The sequence below is a fragment of the Frigoribacterium sp. VKM Ac-2530 genome (assembly GCF_015350835.1).
Lineage (GTDB): Bacteria > Actinomycetota > Actinomycetes > Actinomycetales > Microbacteriaceae > Frigoribacterium.
In genome coordinates this window covers 1,559,201-1,579,444 of record NZ_JADKSE010000001.1, presented here as the reverse complement: position 1 = coordinate 1,579,444, position 20,244 = coordinate 1,559,201, and the positions used below count along the sequence as shown (strand labels likewise).

The window sequence follows — 20,244 nt, the reverse complement described above, 5'->3', positions numbered from 1 at the left end:
TCCCAGCATCTCCCCACCCTGGCGCCGTGCACCGAGTGCGTCGCTGCACTTAGTGTAGGCAGGTGCCCTCGACCGCTCCCGCCCTCGACCGACGTGCCGCCCTCAAAGCGCGGCACCGTCAGGCGATCCTCGACGCGGCCGACGCCCTCATCGCCGAGCGCGGCTCCCCGCGCTTCAGCGTCGACGAGCTCGCCGCCCGCGCGGACGTGTCACGGCGCACGATCTTCAACCACTTCGCGAGCCTCGACGAGGTCGTGATGACTCTCGGCACCGTGGCGATCACCGACGCCGTCGACGAGTTCCAGTCGGCCACCGCGGCCGTCGCGACGCCTGCCGTCGCCGGCACCCGCGCCTCCTTGTTCGACGAGGTCGCGCTCGCTCTCCGCGGCATCGACCTGCCCGCCGTCATCGCCTACCTCTGGCGCGTGCTGGACGGCGACGCCGAGGGCAACGGGGCGCCGAACGTCATGCAGGACGTCTTCTCGCGCGCGACCGAGCAGCTCTCGGCCGACGCGGCCCGCCGCAGCATCGACGTCGACCAGCTCGACGTCGAGCTGCTCGTCAGCTCGGTCATGCACGGCATCGCGGTCATCGCCGTCCACTGGATCAGGCGCACGGACGGCTCGCTCGACGACGCCTCCCGCGAGGTCTGGGCCGAGCTGTTCGACCGGCTGATCGTGACCGTGCGCAGCGGCTACGCGCCTCCTGCCTGACCTGCCCGACCCGCCCCGACCCCCACCTCCTTCCCGACGACGCGACGCGAGGCTCCACCACCCCACGGACCGACCACCGGCCCACCGCACCACCAGGAGGACGACCGCCCATGGCATCCCTGCTCTACCGACTCGGCCGGCTCTCGGCCCGACGCGCCTGGGTGGTGATCGCCGCCTGGATCGTCGTGCTCGGCCTCGCCGGCGGCTCGTTCGCCCTCTTCGGCGGCACGCTCACCACCGCCGTGAGCATCCCCGGCACGAAGACGCAGGAGGTGTCGGACCAGCTGGCCGACAAGTTCCCGCAGGCGAGCGGCGGCACGGGCTCGGTCGTGTTCACGACCAGCGACGACAGCGCCTTCAGCGCCGACCAGCAGGCCGACATCGTCTCGCTGCTCGGCGGGATGACCGACCTCGACGACGTCAAGGGCACGGTCGACCCGTTCGACACGCAGGCGCAGCTCGCCGACCAGCAGTCGAAGATCGACGCCGGTCGTCAGCAGATCGCCGACGGCCGCACCCAGATCGAGTCCGGCCAGGCGCAGATCGACGCCGCCCAGGCGCAGCTGACCGCGGGTCAGCAGCAGCTCGACGCCGCACGGGCGCAGGCCGAGGCTGCCGGCCAGCTCGCCGCCGCCCAGCCGCAGCTCGACGCGCAGCAGGCCCAGATCACGGCCGGTCAGCAGCAGATCGACACGCAGCAGTCCACCCTCGACTCGAGCCTCTCCGAGCTCGAGACGCAGGAGACGACCCTCGAGGACGGCGCCTCGCTGCTCGACCTCTCGTCCGGCATCCGCCAGGTGTCCGAGGACGGCACCACGGCCGTCGCCACCGTCCAGTTCGACAAGGCGCTCAACCTGGTGCCCTCCGAGGCGAAGGAGGCGGTCGTCTCGCACCTGGAGGACGCCGACATCGCCGGCGTCGACGTCGAGGTCTCGAACGACATCGCCGCGACGATCCCCGAGATCCTCGGCCCGGGCGAGGTCGGCGGCGTCATCATCGCCGCCATCGTCCTGTTCGTCATGCTCGGCACCCTGATCGGCGCCGGCCTGCCCCTGCTCAACGCCCTGGTCGGCGTCGGCGTCGGCGTGCTCGCCTCGCTGTCGCTCTCGGGCGCCGTCGAGATGCTCTCGGTCACGCCCGTGCTGGGCGTGATGCTCGGCCTCGCGGTCGGCATCGACTACTCGCTGTTCATCCTGAACCGGCACCGCACGCAGCTAAAGGCCGGCGTGCCGCTCGACGAGTCGATCGGGCTGGCCAACGGCACGTCCGGCAACGCCGTCGTGTTCGCGGGCTCGACCGTGCTCATCGCCCTCCTCGCGCTGAACCTGACGGGCATCCCGTTCCTCGGCCTGATGGGCACCGTCGGCGCGGTCTGCGTGTTCGTCGCCATCCTCATCGCGATCACGCTGACGCCGGCGCTGCTGCGCCTCGTCGGCCCGCGCATCCTCACGAAGAAGGCGCGTGCCGCGGTCGGCCGCACCGGCGCCGTGACGGTGCCCTCGAAGCCGATGCGCACCGGGCGTGCCGTGCTGACGCTGGTCGCCGGCGTCGCCGTGCTGCTGATCATCGCCATCCCGGCGCTGTCGATGCGCCTCGGCCTCCCGGCTGGGTCGTCGGAGCCCGTCGACTCGAGCGCCTACCAGGCGTACAAGATCGTCGAGGACAAGTTCGGCGCCGGCGTCAACGGGCCGCTGCTCGTCGTCGCCGACCTCGACCAGGCCGTCTCGGACGACGACCTCGTCGCCGAGCAGGTGCGCGTCGGCACCGAGCTGGCCGCCCAGGACGACGTCGCCGCGATCGCCCCGATCGGCGCCTCGGACGACGACACCCTGCTCGCGTTCCAGGTCGTGCCCGAGGGCGGGCCGACGGCCGAGTCGACCGAGCAGCTCGTCCGCGACCTGCGCTCGCTCGACGTCGAGGGCGTCTCGTCGCTCGGCGTGGCCGGCAACGCGTCCGGCAACATCGACGTCAGCGAGAAGCTGGCCGCGGCCCTGCCGCTGTACCTGCTCGTCGTCGTCGGGCTGTCGCTGATCATCCTGATCTTCGTGTTCCGGTCGATCCTCGTGCCCGTGACGGCGACGCTCGGGTTCGTCCTGTCGCTGTTCGCCGCGTTCGGCGGCGTGACCGCGGTGTTCCAGTGGGGCTGGCTGGGCCCGGTGTTCGGGGTGCACGACCCCGGCCCGATCCTGAGCTTCCTGCCGATCCTCATGGTCGGGGTGCTGTTCGGGCTCGCGATGGACTACCAGCTGTTCCTCGTCAGCGGCATGCGCGAGTCGTACGCCCACGGGTCGCCGGCACGCCTCGCCGTCCAGCGCGGCGTCCACGCCGGGCGGACCGTGGTCATCGCCGCGGCGCTGATCATGGCGGCGGTCTTCTCGGGCTTCGTCTTCTCGAACTCCGTGATGATCCAGTCGATCGGCCTGGGGCTCGCCCTCGGCGTGCTCGTCGACGCGTTCGTCGTCCGCCTGCTGCTCATCCCCGCGGTGATGCACCTGCTCGGCGACGCCGCGTGGTGGATCCCGAAGTGGCTCGACCGCATCCTGCCCGACGTCGACGTGGAGGGCGCGTCGCTCGAGCGGTCGCACCCGGCTGCGGGTGCTGACGGCGGTGCGGGTGCGAGCTCCGGCTCCGGTTCGTCGGAGGCCGTGTCGCACGTCGCGGCCGAGGCGCCCGTCGACGCCGAGACGTCGACCCGCCACCACGGGGACGGCGCCCACCGGGCCTGACCCGTCCCCCGGGCCACGGCCCGACCAGCGTCGAGGAGGCGCGGTGCGGCACCCGGCCGCGCCGCGCCTCCTCGTCTGCGTGCCCGACCACGGCTGGGCCGTCCGCGCGACCGGGCACAGTGTGGGGCATGCCCCTCTGCCGCGTCCGCGCCTCCGCCGCCCTCGTGACGTGCCCGTGAGGGCCGTCCTGCTCCGCGCGCGGGAGTCGTTCTGGTTCTTCCCGGCGCTGCTCGGCGTCGTCGCGATCGTCGCGGCCGAGCTGCTCGTCGCCGTCGACCGCGGCCTGATCGGCGGCGGCACCGTCGGCCTGCCGTTCCTCGACGCGCTGAGCGCGAGCGGCGGGCGGTCGCTGCTCTCGATCATCGGCTCGTCGATGCTCACGGTGGCGGGCACCTCGTTCTCGATCACCATCTCGGTGCTCGCGACGACGTCGTCGACCTACGGGCCGAGGCTCGTCCGCAACTTCATGGCCGACCGCGCCAACCAGCTCGTGCTGGCGGCCTTCACCTCGACGTTCCTCTACGCGATCGTCGTGATGCGCTCGGTGCACACCGAGGTCGACGGCGCCGACGCGTTCGTGCCCCTGCTCGCCGTGCACGGAGCCGTGCTGCTCGGCGTGGTCGACGTCGGCGTGCTCGTCTTCTTCATCCACCACATCGCGACGTCGGTGCAGATCACGTCGCTGCAGCAGCAGGTGCTGGGCGACCTGCGCACGGCGGCCGACCTCGCCTACCCGGCCTCGCCCGGCGACCGCGTCACGACCGAGCCGCAGGAGGCGCCCCGCACGACGGCCGCGGTGCGCACCGACCGGGACGGCTACGTCCAGGCCGTCGACTGGCCGCGGCTCGTCCGCGTCGCGGCCGACGCCGACACGGTCGTGGTCGTGCGCGCGATGCCCGGCAGCTGGGTCATCGTCGGCGACGAGCTCGTGGGCACGACGACGACCGCGTCGTCCGCCACGGCGACGGCGATCCGCGCCTGCGTGACGCTCGGCTCGTCGCGGACCCCGCACCAGGACGTCGACTACGCGCTGCAGCAGCTCGTGGAGATCGCCGTGCGCGGCCTGGCCTCCGGCACCAACGACCCCTACACGGCGGTCAGCGCGCTCGACATGTCGACGGCGGTCCTCGTGCCCGTGTGGCGCGGACGCGACCGCGTGACCGGGCACCGCGACGCCGACGGGGCGCTCCGCGTCGTCGTCGGGCTGCCGTCGGTCGAGTCGCTCGTCGACTCGGTCGTGGCGGGCGTCGAGACGTACGGCGCCGACCAGCCGGCCGTGGTCGCGGCGGCGCGCCGGCTCGTCGGGCGCCTGCGGGACGTGTCGCCGGAGCGGCGGCTCGGCACGGTCGACGACCTCGAGCGACGTCTGGCGGCGTTGCCGGCCGCGGTCTGAGCGACCCGGCGCCGCGCCCGCGCTCGCGCGCTCGCGCTCGCGCGGACCGACGTACCCCGGCGGGAGGCGGCAGGCTGGGAGGGCGGTCAGCCGCCCGTTCGTAGTGTCGGCGGTGCCTCGTAGTGTCCGTCGTGCCCCGCCGTCCGGGGGCACCGCGCCGAGGCCCCCGAGGAGCAACCGTGAGCACACCCGTCGACGCGTCGCGTCCGACCATCTTCTTCCTGCACGCCCTGGGCATGAGCGGGCGCGAGTTCGACGGCGTCGCCGCCCGGCTCGCCGACACGGCCGAGGTGGTCGCGCTCGACCTGCCCGGCTTCGGCGACGCGAGCGCCGCCTCCGGCGTCTCGGTCGACGACATGGCCGCCTTGGTCGTGCGCAAGGTCCGGCGCCACGCGCCCGGCCGCTGGCTGCTGGTCGGCCACAGCATGGGCGGCAAGATCGCCTCCGTCGTGGCCTCCCGGGCCCTCGCCGGCGAGCACGGGCTCTTCGGCCTCAGCGGCGTCGTGCTGCTCGCGGCGTCGCCGCCGACGCCCGAGCCGATGAGCGACGACGACCGTGCCGAGAAGCGCGCGATGGCGGACGGCGGGGCGCTCGACGCCGCCTCGGCTCGTGCGTTCGTCGACGCGAACGTGGGCGCGCCGCTCGACCCGACGTCCGACGCGACCGCCGTCGACGACGTGCAGCGCGCCTCCGCCGAGGCCTGGACGGCCTGGTTCGACCGGGGCAGCCGTGAGGACTGGTCCGAGGCGGTCGGCGTGCTCGACGTGCCCGCCGTGATCCTCGCGGGCGGCAGCGACGGCGACCTCGGCGAGGCGGCGCAGCGCGAGCTCAACGGCCGCGTCTACCCGCGGGCCCAGGTGCACGTGCTCGAGGGTGCGGGGCACCTGCTGCCCCTCGAGCGTCCCGACGAGGTCGCCGCCGCGATCCGCGACTTCTGGCGCGACGAGGCCGGCACCGGCCCGGTCGTGCCCGTCGACGTGGTCCGCACCCTCGCCTCCTCCCGCGTCAGCACGCAGACCCGAGCGCTGCACGCGCGGCGCGTCCTGGCTGACGACCCCCGCTACGCCCCCGTCGTGCTCGACGAGGTGCAGCTGCGCACCCTGCGCGAGCTGAGCGACCGCGTCGTCCCGCAGCGCGCGCCCGAGCCGCGACAGACGATCGACCTCGCCGCCCGCGTCGACGCGCAGGTCGGCTCGGGTCGCGGCGACGGCTGGCGCAACGCCGCCCTGCCGCCCGACCCCGAGGCCTACCGCCGCGGCCTCGACGAGCTCGCGGGCTTCGGCGACCTGCCGCGGGCCGAGCAGGACGCCCTCCTCACGGCGGTCGTCGCCGGTGAGCACGAGCCCCGGGCCGACGACTTCACGGCCGAGCAGATGACGCTCTGGTTCGAGGACTGCCGGGTCGACCTCGTCCGCACGTGGCTGTCGCACCCGGCGACGATGTCGCGCATCGGCTACGACGGCTACGCGAACGGCGGTGACGGGCCGCGGTTCCAGGGCTTCCAGCTCCTGGCCGCCGATGCCCGAGAAGCGTGGGAACCGACCATGGAGGCAGCACGATGAAGCTCGACGACATGACCACCTACGGGCACGACGAGGTCGTCGACGCCGTCGTCGTGGGCACCGGAGCAGGAGGCGCGCCCCTGCTGGCGAAGCTGGCGGCGGCCGGCCTGCGCGTCGTCGCGATCGAGGCGGGGCCGAACTTCGACCCCGAGCTGTACACGAACGACGAGGACGCGGGCACGGCCATCAACTGGATGGACGAGCGCCTCAGCGACGGCGACGACCCGAACGCGTTCGGCCCGAACAACTCGGGTCGCGGCGTCGGCGGCTCGACCCTGCACTGGGGTGCCTTCGTGCCCCGGCCCGACGAGCGCGACCTGCACCTGAAGACCGTCACGGGCCAGGGGGTCGACTGGCCCGTCGACTCCGCCGAGGTCACTCGCTACATCGAACAGGTCGAGGCCTTCGTCGGCGTCTCGGGGCCGAGCGACTACCCGTGGGATCCCTCACGGCACTACGCCTACCCGCCCGCCGGGCGCAACGCGGCGGCCGACATGATGGTGCGCGGCTGCGACGCCGTCGGCATCCGCACCGCCGACGCCCCCGAGGCGCTCATCACGCACGACCACCACCAGGAGCACGCCGGCCTCCGCCACGCCTGCGTCAGCTGCGGCAGCTGCCACCAGGGCTGCCGCAACGGCGCCAAGGTCAGCATGGACGTCACGTACCTGCCCAGCGCGGTCGCCCACGGCGCCGAGATCCGGCCCGACTCGACGGTGACGGGCATCGACACCGACGAGAGCGGCGAGGTCACGGCGGTCGTCTACGTGCACGACGGCGTCGAGCACCGGCAGCGCACCGCCGCCCTGTTCCTCTGCGCCGGCGGCGTCGAGACCCCGCGGCTGCTGCTGCACACCGGTCTCGCGAACAGCAGCGGCCAGGTCGGTCGCAACTTCATGGCGCACGGCGCGACCCAGGTCTGGGGCACCTTCGAGGGCGAGATGCGCGGGCACCGCGGCTACCCGTCGTCGATCATCACCGAAGACCTGAGGGCCCCGGCCGACGCCGACTTCGTGGGCGGCTACCTGATCCAGAGCCTCGGCGTGCCGCCGCTCACGCTGGCCACCACGTTGGTGCGCGGCGGCGGGCTCTGGGGCGACGAGCTGGCCGACGTCATCGGGGGCTACCGCCACCTGTCGGGCATCGGCATCAACGCCGAGTGCCTGCCGAGCGACGACAACCGCCTCGTGCTCTCCGACGAGCTCGACGAGGTCGGCGTGCCCAAGGCGCGCATCTCGTTCACGGCGGGCCCGAACGAGCAGGCCATCGACGAGCACGCCATCCGCACGATGACGTCGATCGTCGAGGCCGCGGGCGGCACCGACATCCGGGTCCTGGCCCGGACGGCGCACACCCTCGGCACCTGCCGCATGGGCGACGACGCGGCCGACGCCGTGGTCGACCCGGACGGACGCAGCTTCGACGTGGCCAACCTGTGGGTCTGCGACAACTCGACGTTCCCCAGCGCCGTCGTGGCGAACCCCGCCCTGCTGCAGATGGCCATGTCGCTCCGCACGGCCGACCGGTTCCTCGCCCAGCACCCGACGGCCTCGGTCGTCGAGGTCCGCGACGGCGGGGCCGACGGCGACGCGGCGCAGAACGGTGCGGCCGACCGCCGTACCCTGGTCTCATGACCGAGACGACCCTCACCAGCGCCGACGCGGCGCGCCTGATCGACCACACCCTGCTCAAGCCCGAGGCGACCCGCGCCGACGTGGACGCACTGATCGCCGAGGCCGTCGAGCTCGGCACGTACTCGGTCTGCGTCTCGCCGTCGATGCTGCCCCTCGTGCTGCCCGAGGGCACCGACCTCAAGGTCGCCGTCGTCGCCGGGTTCCCCAGCGGCAAGCACACCTCCGCGGTCAAGGCCGCCGAGGCGGCCGAGGCGGTCCGTGCCGGGGCCGACGAGGTCGACATGGTCATCGACGTCGGCGCCGCGGTCGCCGGCGACTACGCCTCCCTCGAGGAGGACATCGCCGCCGTCCGCCAGGCCGTGCCGGCCCCCACCGTGCTCAAGGTCATCATCGAGTCGGCCGCGCTGAGCGACGACGCGATCGTCGGTGCCTGCAAGGCCGCCGAGTCGGCCGGCGCCGACTTCGTCAAGACCTCGACCGGGTTCCACCCGGCCGGCGGTGCTTCCGAGCACGCGGTCCGGCTGATGGCCGAGACCGTCGGCGGGCGCCTCGGCGTCAAGGCCTCGGGCGGCGTGCGCACGCTGGCCGACGCGCAGAAGTACGTCGCCGCCGGTGCCACGCGCCTGGGCGTCTCGGGGTCGCGGGCGCTCCTCGCCGACTCGGCCGCCGCCTCCTCGGGGGCCAGTTCGTACTAGGCGCTGATCGTCGCTCGGACGCCCCGCTGCCGACCCGGCGGCGGGGCGTCCGTCGTTCCGGGAGCGCATGTCGCGTGCGGGCTGCTGCCCCTGACACCGTCGAGTGAACGGAACACCGCCTCGTTCGCCGGTGTCGCGTCCACTCGGCGGTGTCTGAGGCCGGGCGCTATTGGCCGCGCAGGGTTGCGGGTTCAGCGGGCGGTGCGGCGCTCGGCGATCAGCGCCGCGTGCGGGCGTGATCCCGGGTCGGTGCGGGTCGTCGTCTCGAGCACGGCGAGCCCTGCCGCCTCGAGCCGCACGGCGAGCTCGTCGACCGGCCAGCGCCAGGCCGTCACGACCGCGTGGTCGAACGACTCGAGCGCCGGCGCCTCGAAGAACCCCACGAGGAGGCGCCCGCCCGGCTGCAGGACGCGCGTAATCTCGCGCAGCGGCTCCTCGATGCCGTCCGGAGCGTGGTGGACGAGCGAGTACCACGCGAGCACCCCGGCGATGCTCCCGTCGGCCGCCCGCAGGTGCTCGGCCGAGCCGACCTCGTACCGGACGCCCGGGTGCGTCCGGCGCGCGTGCCGCACGAACGCCGGCACGGGGTCGACACCCGACACGTCGAGCCCGGCGCCGTCGCGCCCCGCGAGGAACGCCGTCCAGTGGCCCGGACCGCACCCGAGGTCGAGCACGGGGCCGTCGAGGCCCCCGGCCCAGCGGGAGACGAAGTCGAGGTCGTCGGGGTGCACCGCGCTCATCGAGCCGAGCGCTGTCGCGTACTCGCCGGCGCGCTCGGCGTAGGCCGCACGGACGGCGTCCGCACCCGCACCCGCGTGTGCGTCGGCGTCTGCGCCGGTGCCCGCGTCGGGCTCACGCGGGGGTCCACTCGGCGGTAGCTGCACGCCGACCATCATCGCGCGCCGTCTGCACCCCGCGAACCCGCGCACACCCTCCGGCGCGCGCGGGGGTGCGCGCGGGTTCGCGGGGTGCGGGCGCAGCCGGCGCCGCGGCGGCGGGGCCGGGCGCGGTGCAGCCCCGACGACGCGCTGCACCCCCGACCGTGCACTGCACCCCTGAATTCGGGGGTGCGGTGCACGATCGGGGGTGCGTCGAGAGGTGTCCGGCGGCGAGACGGCGCCGCGGGCGGCGCGCGCAGCCGCGCTCATGCCACGCGGCGACCGTCCACGAGGTGCACGACGTCGATGCCCGGCCCGTGCAGGGAGTGGTCGTGCGTCGCCTCGACGACGGTCGCTCCGCGGGCGAGCTCGGCGTCGACGGCCGCGCGGATCAGCGCCGTGGCGGCGGCGTCGACCCCGGCCGTCGGCTCGTCGAGCAGCAGTAGGTCGGCCTGCCGGGCCAGCCCCTGGGCCACGAGCACGCGCTGCCGCTGCCCGCCCGACAACGCCGCCAGCGGACGCCGCGCGAGGTCGGCGACGTCGAGCACCTCGAGGCAGTCGTCCACGACGGAACGGTCCCGACGCCCGACCGGCCGCCACGCACCGAGCGACCCCCACCTCCCCATCGCGACCGTCTCGCGCACGGTGATCGGCAGGCGGTCGGTGACCGCGCTCCGCTGGACGACGAACGCCGTCGTGCCCGACGCAGGCAGGGCGACCTGCCCCTCCACGTCGCGGTGGGTGCCGGCCAGCACGCCCAGCAGCGTCGACTTGCCCGAGCCGTTCGGGCCCACGAGCACCGTCAGCCGGCCGCCGAGCACGTCGACGTCGACCCCCCGCAGCGCGGTGCGTCCGTCGTGGTGGGCGCTGACGCCGAGGAGGCGCGCGACTGTCCCCGAGGTCGGCTCAGCCGGGCGGGAGGCGCGGCGGCAGGGGAGGTCGGAGGGGAGGTCGGAGGCCGGCGCGAGGGGTCCCGGTGCGATGTCCATGGCTTGATCATACTGATAATCGTTTTCATGTATTGTCGTGCCTCGTGACCTTCCTCCTCGATCCGTTCAGCACGGCGTTCATGCTCAGGGCCCTCGTCGGCGGCGTGCTCGTCGCCGTGCTCTGCGGCGTCGTCGGCACGTGGGTCGTCGTCCGCGGCATGGCGTTCCTCGGCGAGGCCATGGCCCACGGGGTCCTGCCCGGCGTCGCCCTGGCCGCGCTCCTCGGGCTGCCCGCCGTGCTCGGCGCCGCCGTCAGTGCCGCCGTGATGACGGCCGGCGTCGGTCTCGTGACGCGACGGTCGCGGCTCTCTCCCGACACCGCCATCGGCCTGCTCTACGTCGCGATGCTCAGCGCGGGGGTCGTGATCGTCTCCCGCTCACGCTCGTTCGCGACCGACCTCACGGCCGTGCTGTTCGGCGACGTGCTGGCCGTCGACCAGGGCGACCTCGTCTTCATCGCCGTCGCGGTCGTCGTCGGGGTGGCCGTCACGGCCGCGTTCCACCGCCCGTTCGTGGCACTGGCCTTCGACCCCCGGGTCGCGAGCACGTCCGGCCTCCGTCCGGGGCTCGCCCACGTCGTGCTGGTCGGGCTCGTCACGCTCGTGGTCGTCGCCTCCTACCAGGCCGTGGGCAGCCTCCTCGTCGTCGGCCTGCTGATCGCCCCGGCCGTGGCCGCCGCCCAGTGGACCCGTCGCATCCCCACCACCATGGCCGCCGCCGCTCTCGTCGGCGCCCTGGCCGTGCTCGTGGGGCTGCTCGTCTCGTGGCACGCCTCGACGGCGGCGGGCGCGAGCATCGCCGCGTGCGCCGTCGCGCTGGCCGGGCTGTCGGCCGCGGCGCGTGCCGCGGTCGGGGACCGCGCCTCCTCGGCACCGACGCCCGACGCGACCGCCGGAGCCGCGACCGCGCCCGCATCCGCGGCAACGGCACCCGCACCCGCACCTGCATCCCCGACGAGGGCATCCACGCTCGTGCTCGCCGCCCACCCCGCACCTGCCCACCCGACACTCGACCTCGCGCCCCCGGTGCGACAGGAAGCGACCCCGCACTCGTGACCAGAAGAAGCACAGCCCTCCTCCCCGCCGCCCTCGTCACGCTGCTCGCCCTCGCGGCCTGCAGCCCCGGCACCGGCTCCGCCGACGACGCCGGCACGACCGGTGCCGACGAGACCGCCGTCCCGCACGGGTACGTCGAGGGAGCCCGCGAGCTCCAGGAGCCGCAGCTCCGCCTCGTCGCCCTCGACGGCGACGTGCTGAGCGCCCTCGACCCTGCCTCGGGCGAGATCGTCGAGCTGGCGTCCGGGGGTGCGCTCGGCGACGCCTCCTCGCTCACGACCGACGGCCGGCACCTCTTCGCGGCGACCCCGGACGGCCGGCTCACCGTCGTCGACGGCGGCGCCTGGACGGTGCCCCACGGCGACCACTCGCACTACTACCTCGCGGATCCCCGCGTCGTCGCCGAGCCCGACGACCTGGCCGACCTCGGCGTCGAGACCGGGAACAGCTCCGGCGCCGGCGCGGCCGGCGCGTCCGAGGGCGGTGCGCAGGAGGTGCGGGCCGCCTCCAGCGCCTCCCTCACCGCCGCGTCCTGGTCGGCCACCGGCACGGGGCTCGTGCTCGACGGCGACGCCCTGGCCGACGGCGAGCTCGAGGCGGTCGGGCGGATCGAGGGGACGCCGCACGACGGCGTGCTCGTGCCGCTCGGCGACGAGCTGATCGCGAGCGTCGTCAGCGACGCGGCCGACGCGGCCGACGTGTCCGACGCGGCCGACGCGGCCGACGTGTCCGACGCGGCCGACGCGGCCGACGCCAACGCGTCCGACGCCTCCGACCCGGCCGACGCCTCCGACGCGGCCGACGCGGACGCGGCCGACACGTCCGTGTCCGGGCCCGCCGACGCGTCCGGGCCGGCCGCGCCCGTGCGCGCCGACACGGTCGTCGTCACGACCGCCGAGGGCGAGGCCGTCGACGGCCTCGAGGAGCCCTGCCCTGCCCTCCGCGGCTCGGCCGCGACCCGCGTCGGGGTGGTCGTCGGCTGTGCCGACGGCGCCGTGCTCGCCACCGCCGACAGCGCCGGCGACGTGACGCTCGAGCGCATCCCGTACCCGGCCGGCACGGCCGCGTCGGACGTGGCCACCTCGTTCCAGGCGCGTCCCGGCCGGCCGGCCGTCGCCTCCGTCGCCGGCACCCGCGGCGCCTGGCTGCTCGACACGCGGGCCCGCGCCTGGACGCTCATCGAGACCCCCGAGCCCCTGCTGCGCGCCACCGCCGTCGGCGACTCCGACGACACGGTGGTGGCGGTCGACGTCTCCGGACGCGTCGTGGTGCTCTCGCCCGAGGGCGTCGTCGCGCAGACCGAGCCGCTCGTCGCGGCCGACCTCGTCGCCGGAGCCGACGGCCCCGAGCTGCCCGCGGGCGTCGTGCTCGAGGTCGACGCGTCGCGCAGCTACCTCAACTCGCCGTCGGCGGGAGTCGTCCACGAGATCGACCACGCCGACTCCGCTCGCGTCGCCCGCACGCTGCCGCTGCCCGGCCGCCTGGTCGTGGAGACGGGCCGATGAGCCGCACGCGCCTCCGCGCCGGCTCCGCCGCCGCCGCGCCCGCGCCCGCGCCTGCCGTCCTCCGGCACCCCGAAGTGGACGGAACACCCCGTCGTTCCGGGGTGCACGGTCCACTCGGGGGTGTCAGAGCACAGCGACCCGCGCGACCCGCACGAGCAGCAGCAACTGCGGCAGCCGCCGCCGCCCTCGCCGTGCTGCTCGTCACGAGCGGCTGCTCCGCGCTCGCGGACGGCCCCGGCGGCACAGGCGCAGCCGCAGGCGCCCCGCGCGTCGTCGTCACGACGAACATCCTCGGCGACGTCGTCGGCGAGCTGATCGGCGACCAGGCCGACGTCGTCACGCTGATGCCCCCGGGGGCCGACCCGCACAGCGTCGAGATCTCGGCCCGCGAGGCCGCCGACCTGCGGGACGCCGACCTGGTCGTCTCGAACGGCCTCGGCCTCGAGGAGGGCCTGCAGCAGCACGTCGACTCCGCCGCCGACGCCGGCGTGCCCGTCGTCGAGGCCGGCGACTTGATCGAGCCCCTGGCCTACGCCGAGGGCGACGCCGAGGGCGAGCTCGACCCGCACTTCTGGACCGACCCGCAGCGGATGCTCGACGTCGTCGACGGGCTCGAGCGCGAGCTGGCGACGCAGGTCGACGGCCTCGACGCCGGTGCGCTCGAGTCGGCAGCCGCCTCCTACCGGGGCCAGCTCGAGCAGCTCGACGCCGACCTCGAGGCGAGCTTCGGCGCGATCCCGGCCGAGCGCCGTGCGCTCGTCACGAACCACCACGTCTTCGGCTACCTCGCCGAGCGGTACGGGTTCCGGGTCGTCGGGGCGGTGCTGCCGAGCGGCACGACGCTGGCGGCGCCGAGCGCGTCCGACCTCGCCGGGCTCACCGACGCGATCGAGGAGGCGGGGGTCGGCACGATCTTCGCCGACGCCTCCCAGCCGGACCGCCTCGTGCAGGTCCTCGCCGACGAGGCCGACGTCGAGGTCGACGTCGTCGCCCTGCACACCGAGTCGCTCAGCGCCCCCGGCGGGGGAGCCGAGACCTACCTCGAGATGATGCGCTCCAACGAGCAGCTCATCGCGACCGGCCTGTCGCCCTGACCGGCCTGCACCACCCTCATCACCGAACACGGAAACGGATCACATGACCCAGCGACACCAGATCTCGCGACACCAGACAAGGGCCCTCGCGGGCCTCGCCCTCGCCGCCTCGGCCGCCCTCGCCCTCACGGCGTGCTCGAGTGCAGGAGGCGCGGGCGGCGACGGCGCGACCGGCGCGGCCTCCGAGGCGGGCGCGACCACCGCCTCCTCGGCGCAGCCCCGCATCGCGGCCACCTACGACGGCGGGGTGCTCATGCTCGACGCGACCACCCTCGAGACCGTGGCCGACATCGAGCTGGCGGGATTCAACCGCGTCAACCCGGCCGGCGACGGACGGCACGTGCTCGTCTCGACCGAGGAGGGGTTCCAGGTGCTCGACACCGGGGCCTGGACAGCCGACGGGACGTCGTACACCGCGGAGCCCGAGCTCACCGACCTCGTGTTCGAGGCGCCGACGCCCGGCCACGTCGTGCGCCACGGCGACAAGACCGTCCTGTTCTCGGACGGGACCGGCGACACCACCGTCTTCGACACCGCCGACCTGCTCGACGTCTCGTCGACCGGGGAGCTGCCCGCGACCGAGACGATCTCGTCGCCCGAGGCCCACCACGGCGTCTCGATCGAGCTCGAGGGCGGCACGCTGCTCACCACCATCGGCGACTCCGAGTCGCGGGTCGGCGTGCGCGCGCTCGACGCCGCGGGCGAGGAGATCGTCCGCAACGAGGAGTGCCCGAGCGTGCACGGCGAGGGCACCACGGCCGACGAGGTCGCGGTGTTCGGCTGCAGCGACGGCGTGCTGCTGTACGACGACGGCGCGTTCACGAAGATCGCCGCCGCGGACGAGTACGGCCGCACCGGCAACGCCTACGTCACCGACTCGTCGCCCGTCATGCTCGGGGACTACAACAGCGACCCCGACTCCGAGGGCTACGAGCTGACGCAGCTCACCGCCGTCGACACCGCCGCGGCCACCTCGCAGGTGCTCGACCTGCCCGACGGCGTGGCGTACACCTGGAAGGGCGTCGGCCGCACCGCCGACGACGACGCGCTCGTGCTCGGCACCGACGGAGCGCTGCACGTGCTCGACGTCGCCACCGGCTCGTTCGGGGCGTCGTACCCCGTGATCGAGGCGTGGGAGGGGCCCGCCGAGTGGCAGGACTCGCACCCGAGCCTCTCGGTCGTGGGCGACACCGCGTACGTGACCGACCCGGCGTCGGGCTCGATCCACGCGGTCGACGTGGCCACCGGCGAGGTCACGGCCACGGGCGACCTCGGCGTCGCGGCCAACGAGATCGCGGTCGTCACCGGCTAGCCCGGGCCCTCCCCGTTCAGGAAGATCTGTCCTGAGTCGCGCAATGGGGGGAGCGGGAGTCCTGACTCGTGCACGGTCCAGGAGGCGCGGGCGCGCACCTCCTGAACGGTGACAGTGCCGAGCCGGTCCCGTCTCGGTCCCGTCTCCGTCCCGGCGCCGGGCGGCGAGACGACAGAAAAGGTCCTTTCCCAGACGGGAAAGGACCTTTCCTGACGGTTCATGACCGAGCGGAGGGAGAACCCCGCCCCACGCGTGAGCGTGAGACGGGGCCCCACCGGGAACACCGGCCCACGTGCAGGGTCGGGGCCGGTGTCGTCGTCACTCGGGTGAGGGCGGACCCTACTCGGTGGCGACGGTGATCTTCGCGACGCCGACGAGCATCTCGTCCTGGACGGCGTCGGTGTTGAAGGTCTGGTTCAGCAGGGCGGCGGCGTCGGGGCTGATGTGCACGGTGGTGCCCTCGAGGACGGCGTTGGTGCCCTCCATCTGGAGGGGCTTCAGGGTGCCGCCGTAGAGGTTGAAGAGGTAGGCGTCCTCGGCTGCGACAGCGCCGTTGGCGGTGACGGTGCCGTAGAGCTTGCTCTCGCCCGGGTCGATGCGGAAGTCGCTGAGCTCGACGACGGTGCCGTCGGCAGCGGTCAGGGACAGGCCGGAGCCGTCGTGGTCGATCTCGCCCTGGACGTAGGGGCGCACGTCACTGGAGGGGTCGTAGTAGTCGACGTTGCCGCCGGTGATGGGGAAGGAGAAGGTGCCGGTGGTGGCATCGAACGCGGCGGTGCCGACGACTCCGGGGGTGAGGCCGAGGCTCGTGAGAGCGTCGACGAAGGACGCGTCGACGGCGACCTGGGTGTCGACGCCCTTGCTGAGGTCGGGGAGCGACGCGACGGGCTCGGTCGACGCAGCGGACGACGAGGACGACGGGGCGGCCGAGGACGACGAGCCGGAGGTGGCGTCGCCGGAGGAGCAGGCGGCGAGGCTGAAGATGAGGGCGCCGGAAGCGACGATGCCGAAGGCGGACTTGGTGATGGTCTTGCGCGAGATGTTCACGATGTTTCTCCTTGTCTGTGGTTCCCGGTGGGGGAGTTGACAGGGGTTCGCCACCCTCGCTGGATGAGTTTGGTGCGTTACCTGACCGTTACCTCGAGGAGGCGGTGGGCAGGTCTGCGGGACCGGGCTGGCGCCTCCTCGGCTCGCGGTCTCGGCATCAGCGTTCAGGAACCGAGCGTGCACGGGTCCTGAGTCGTGCAGGGATCAGGACGCACGGGTCCTGAGTTGCGCGACTCAGGACCCATCTTCCTGAATGACGAGAGAGGACGTCGGGTCAGCGCAGGTCGAGCCAGGCGACCTGCTCGTCCGACAGCGAGACGCTGAGGCCGCGCATCGACGACCGCGCCTCCGAGATCGTGCGCGGCCCGAACAGCGGGAACGTCGGGAACGGCTGGTGCAGCACGTACGCCAGGGCGATCGCCGTCGCCGCGACGCCGTGCTCGGCTCCGAGCTGTTCCGCACGGCGCAGGCGCTCGAAGTTGTCGTCGCTGTAGTAGCAGCGCACGAGCTCCGCGTCGGTGAGGTCGTCGGGGCGGGCCCGGCCCGTGAAGAAGCCCCGCGCCTGCGACGACCAGGGCAGCAGCGGGATCTGGCGCTGCTCGAGCCACTGCTTCGACTCGGGGTCGGTGACGTGCTCGCACCCGGCCCACGGCACGTCGTAGGCCTCGGCGAGGCCGAAGTGGTTCGACAGCACCGAGAACTCGGCGCGGCCGTTGGCGCGGGCGTACTCGTTCGCCTCGTCGACGCGGGCGGGGGTCCAGTTCGAGCCGCCGTAGACGCGGATGCGCCCGGCCCGGCGGTGCTCGTCGAGCACGTCGACGAACTCGCCCACGGGGACGTCGGTGTTGTCCCTGTGCATCATGTAGATGTCCGCGTGGTCGGTGCCCTGCCGGTCGAGGCTCTCGAGCAGCTGGCGGGTCAGCGACTCGGGGTCGCAGTGCGGCGTGTGCGCGCCCTTCGTGATGACGACGACGTCGTCGCGGATGCCGCGGTTCGCGATCCAGCGGCCGAGCCGCGCCTCCATCTCGCCGTCGCCGTAGAGCCAGCCGGTGTCGAACGTGTTGCCGCCCTGGCTGACGAAGTGGTCGAAGATCGAGGAGGCGTGCGCCAGGTCCTGCTGGTTGTCCACTCCCATGACCAGTCGCGACACCTTCTTGCCGACCCCGGCGATCTCGCCGTAGACCATCGGGGCGTCGGGGGAGACGGCGAGCGGGCGGCCTGTGACGGTGGGGATGTCGACGTCCTCGCGCTCGAACGGGTAGCGCAGGCCGATCGCGGCACGCCACTGGTCGAGCACGCGGGCGGTGCCGACGCTGTCGTCGAGGCTGATCTCGGCGGCCTCGCCGGTGCCGTCGCGCAGGGCGGCGATCGTCGCGGCGGCCTCGAGGCCGTAGGGCTGTGCCCCGGGGAACGACAGGGTGCGGGTCTCGCCGTCGACGGTGCGGACGGTCAGCTCCGCGTCGTCGCCGAACCACGGGTCGGTGAGCACGATGCTGCCGAACGACCCCGTGATCGTCGCGATGTTGGTGTCGTCGACGCGGACGCCGCAGCGCACGGCGGCGGTCACGCCGTCGCCGAAGTCGAGCTGGGCCAGGGTCCACTCGTCGACGCCGGTGGGGCCGAGCGTGCCCTTGGCGGTCACGGCGAGGGGCTCGGCGAACGCGCGGCCGCGGGCGGCCCCGACGACGGCGCGGGCCAACGAGACGGGGTAGCCGCCCACGTCGAGGATCCCGCCGCCGGCCGTGTCGACGTCGAACAGGCGGCCCTCGCGGTCGGAGGCGGCGAACGAGAACGCGGCGTCGACGTGCACGAGCTCGCCGATCGCCCCGTCGCGCACGAGCTCGAGCAGCGCCCGCGTCTGCGGGTGGAACCGGTACATGACCGCCTCGACGAGGGTCGCCCCGGCCTGACGCGCCTCGTCGGCCACCGCCATCGTCGTGCCCGCGTTCGGGGTCAGCGGCTTCTCGCAGAGCACGGCCTTGCCGGCCGCGACGGCGTCGAGCACGAGGCGGGCGTGGGCGGTGTGCACCGTCGCCACGTAGACGGCGTCGATCGTCGGGTCGGCGAGGACGTCGGCGTACGTCCCGGTGCGGACGCGCGCGACGTCGGTGCCGGAGGCCGAGACGTCGGCGCCGCCCGCACCCGGCTCGTCCCCGGCCGGCGCCGCCCCCTGCTCGACGGCGAACGCGGCGAGCTCGGCGGCGCGGCCCTCGTCGGTGCTGCCGACCGCGGCGAGCACCCCGCCCGACGAGGGCAGCTGCGAGACGAACTTCCGGGCGATGGTGCCGGCGCCGAGCACGGCCCAGCGAGCGGCGGCGCCGGGCTCGGCCAGACGCCCGGAGGCCGAGGACGCAGCGGCCGAGGACGCAGCGGCCGAGGAGGCGGCAGGGGCCGAGGAGGGGGCGGTCGCGTCGGCGGGAGTGGTCAGGGGAGACATCGGTGTCCTTCACTGGTCTGGCGAGCACTGGTCTGGCGAGCGACCGTGAACGTTCACGGCCATCGACGACGCTACCAGTAACCTCAGGGGGTGACGACTGCCGACCCCCGCCTCCCTCGCCCTGCCACGATCCTCGACGTGGCCCGGGTCGCCGGGGTCTCGCGCCAGACCGTGACCCGCTCGCTCAACGGCCTGCCCGACGTCAGCGCGGCGACGCGCGAGCGCGTCGTGCAGGCGGCCCGCGACCTGAACTACCGGCCGAACCGTGCGGCCCAGGGCCTGGTCAGGGGCCGGCAGGTGACGGTCGGGCTCGTGCTCGACGACCTCCGCAACCCGTACTACCCGGAGGTCGCCTCGGAGTTCAGCCGGGCCGCGACCGCACGCGGCTGGGGAGTGCTGCTGTGCGACCTCGGGCACGACGCCTCCGTGGCTCGGGAGAGCCTGGCGTCCCTGGTGCCGCGCGTCGACGTGCTCGTCTCGCTCATGCCGCTCGGCGACCTGCGCGAGCAGGTCGCCGGCGTCCCGACCGTGGAGGTCGACACCGATCCCGACGGAGGCGCCCAGGGCGTCATCGAGATCGAGACGCGGACGGCCGTGCGCAGCGCCCTCGACCACCTCAGGGCGGCGGGCCGCAGCCGGGTCGCGATGATCGACTCCGGGGTGGAGGGCTCGGGGCGGGCCCTCGCCTACCGCGAGTACCTCGCCGAGCACGGCCTGGCGTGGAGCCCCGCCTCCGAGGTGCGGGTCGAGCAGACCCACGCCGACGGGGTGCGGGCGGTGGCGGAGCTGCTCCGCGCGTACCCGGACGCGGACGCCCTGCTCGCCTTCAACGACGTGCTCGCGATCGGGGCGCTGAAGGGCCTCGCGCGGCTCGGCGTCGTCGTCCCGGACGACGTCGCCGTCGTCGGCATGGACGGGCTCGACCTCGGCTCGCTCGTCACCCCGGAGCTGACCACGCTCTCGATCGACAAGGCCGAGCTGGCGCGCGTCGCCGTCGAGGTCGTCGCCGACATGCTCGCCGGTGCCGAGCCGCCGCGGCGTCGCGTCGCGCGGACGCTGCTCCTCCGCGAGTCCGCGTAGCCCGCTCCGCGCCCGGCTCCGCCGCGCCGCGCCCCGCACGCGGCCACCGCGAGCCGCCCGGAGGCCGGAACACCCCGGAGTGGACGAAACACCTCGTCGTTCCGGGGTGTTCCGTCCACTCCGG

Annotated in this window: 15 protein-coding genes; 11 read left to right on the top strand and 4 right to left on the bottom strand. The window is 74.2% G+C overall.

From position 1 onward, the window contains the following. Positions 1-62: 62 nt before the first annotated feature. From ITJ48_RS07475 to deoC, 6 genes are all read left to right on the top strand, one after another. Entirely contained in the window at positions 63-713 is a 651-nt protein-coding gene (locus ITJ48_RS07475) for a TetR/AcrR family transcriptional regulator (protein ID WP_194613007.1), read from the top strand. 110 nt (positions 714-823) lie between these two features. Then, on the top strand, positions 824-3,439 hold the full coding sequence (locus ITJ48_RS07470; RefSeq protein ID WP_194613006.1) for an MMPL family transporter: 2,616 nt from the start codon (positions 824-826) through the stop codon (positions 3,437-3,439). Between the two features lie 169 nt (positions 3,440-3,608). Continuing rightward, positions 3,609-4,832, top strand: coding sequence for a DUF2254 domain-containing protein (locus ITJ48_RS07465; RefSeq protein ID WP_370544826.1), 1,224 nt, complete (start codon positions 3,609-3,611; stop codon positions 4,830-4,832). Between the two features lie 179 nt (positions 4,833-5,011). Then, complete coding sequence (locus ITJ48_RS16645) at positions 5,012-6,394, top strand: alpha/beta hydrolase (RefSeq protein ID WP_194613004.1); 1,383 nt, start codon at positions 5,012-5,014, stop codon at positions 6,392-6,394. After that, on the top strand, positions 6,391-8,028 hold the full coding sequence (locus ITJ48_RS07455) for a GMC family oxidoreductase (protein WP_228506230.1): 1,638 nt from the start codon (positions 6,391-6,393) through the stop codon (positions 8,026-8,028). Before ITJ48_RS16645 ends, ITJ48_RS07455 begins: the two co-directional genes overlap by 4 nt. Next, entirely contained in the window at positions 8,025-8,723 is a 699-nt protein-coding gene (gene deoC, locus ITJ48_RS07450) for a deoxyribose-phosphate aldolase (protein WP_194613003.1), read from the top strand. Before ITJ48_RS07455 ends, deoC begins: the two co-directional genes overlap by 4 nt. Positions 8,724-8,914: 191 nt before the next feature. Here deoC and ITJ48_RS07445 read toward each other — a convergent pair whose 3' ends face one another. Beyond that, positions 8,915-9,607, bottom strand: a complete 693-nt coding sequence (locus ITJ48_RS07445) for a class I SAM-dependent methyltransferase (protein WP_370544825.1) — start codon at positions 9,605-9,607, stop codon at positions 8,915-8,917. A gap of 260 nt (positions 9,608-9,867) precedes the next feature. Further along, positions 9,868-10,590 (bottom strand): zinc ABC transporter ATP-binding protein AztA, encoded by a 723-nt coding sequence (aztA, locus tag ITJ48_RS07440; RefSeq protein WP_194613002.1) that lies wholly within the window; start codon positions 10,588-10,590, stop codon positions 9,868-9,870. A 44-nt stretch (positions 10,591-10,634) separates the two neighbouring features. On the opposite strand from aztA, the gene aztB reads away from it, so the two are divergent. The 4 genes from aztB (at position 10,635) to aztD (ending at position 15,556) form a co-directional block, all read left to right on the top strand. Then, on the top strand, positions 10,635-11,645 hold the full coding sequence (gene aztB / locus ITJ48_RS07435; protein WP_194613001.1) for a zinc ABC transporter permease AztB: 1,011 nt from the start codon (positions 10,635-10,637) through the stop codon (positions 11,643-11,645). Further along, positions 11,642-13,150, top strand: coding sequence for a hypothetical protein (locus ITJ48_RS07430; RefSeq protein ID WP_194613000.1), 1,509 nt, complete (start codon positions 11,642-11,644; stop codon positions 13,148-13,150). Before aztB ends, ITJ48_RS07430 begins: the two co-directional genes overlap by 4 nt. A 191-nt stretch (positions 13,151-13,341) precedes the next feature. Further along, positions 13,342-14,244, top strand: a complete 903-nt coding sequence (aztC, locus tag ITJ48_RS07425; protein ID WP_370544824.1) for a zinc ABC transporter substrate-binding protein AztC — start codon at positions 13,342-13,344, stop codon at positions 14,242-14,244. A 43-nt stretch (positions 14,245-14,287) separates the two neighbouring features. Continuing rightward, on the top strand, positions 14,288-15,556 hold the full coding sequence (aztD, locus tag ITJ48_RS07420) for a zinc metallochaperone AztD (RefSeq protein ID WP_194612998.1): 1,269 nt from the start codon (positions 14,288-14,290) through the stop codon (positions 15,554-15,556). Positions 15,557-15,895: 339 nt separating this feature from the next. Here the strand turns inward: aztD and ITJ48_RS07415 are convergent, their stop codons facing one another. Beyond that, positions 15,896-16,603: a hypothetical protein gene (locus ITJ48_RS07415; protein WP_228506229.1), complete on the bottom strand. Its 708-nt coding sequence runs from the start codon at positions 16,601-16,603 to the stop codon at positions 15,896-15,898. A gap of 274 nt (positions 16,604-16,877) precedes the next feature. Next, entirely contained in the window at positions 16,878-19,040 is a 2,163-nt protein-coding gene (locus tag ITJ48_RS07410) for an aldo/keto reductase (protein WP_228506228.1), read from the bottom strand. 90 nt (positions 19,041-19,130) lie between these two features. Between ITJ48_RS07410 and ITJ48_RS07405 the strand changes: the two genes are divergently transcribed. Continuing rightward, positions 19,131-20,120: a LacI family DNA-binding transcriptional regulator gene (locus tag ITJ48_RS07405; RefSeq protein WP_194612997.1), complete on the top strand. Its 990-nt coding sequence runs from the start codon at positions 19,131-19,133 to the stop codon at positions 20,118-20,120. The last annotated feature ends 124 nt before the right edge of the window (positions 20,121-20,244 follow it).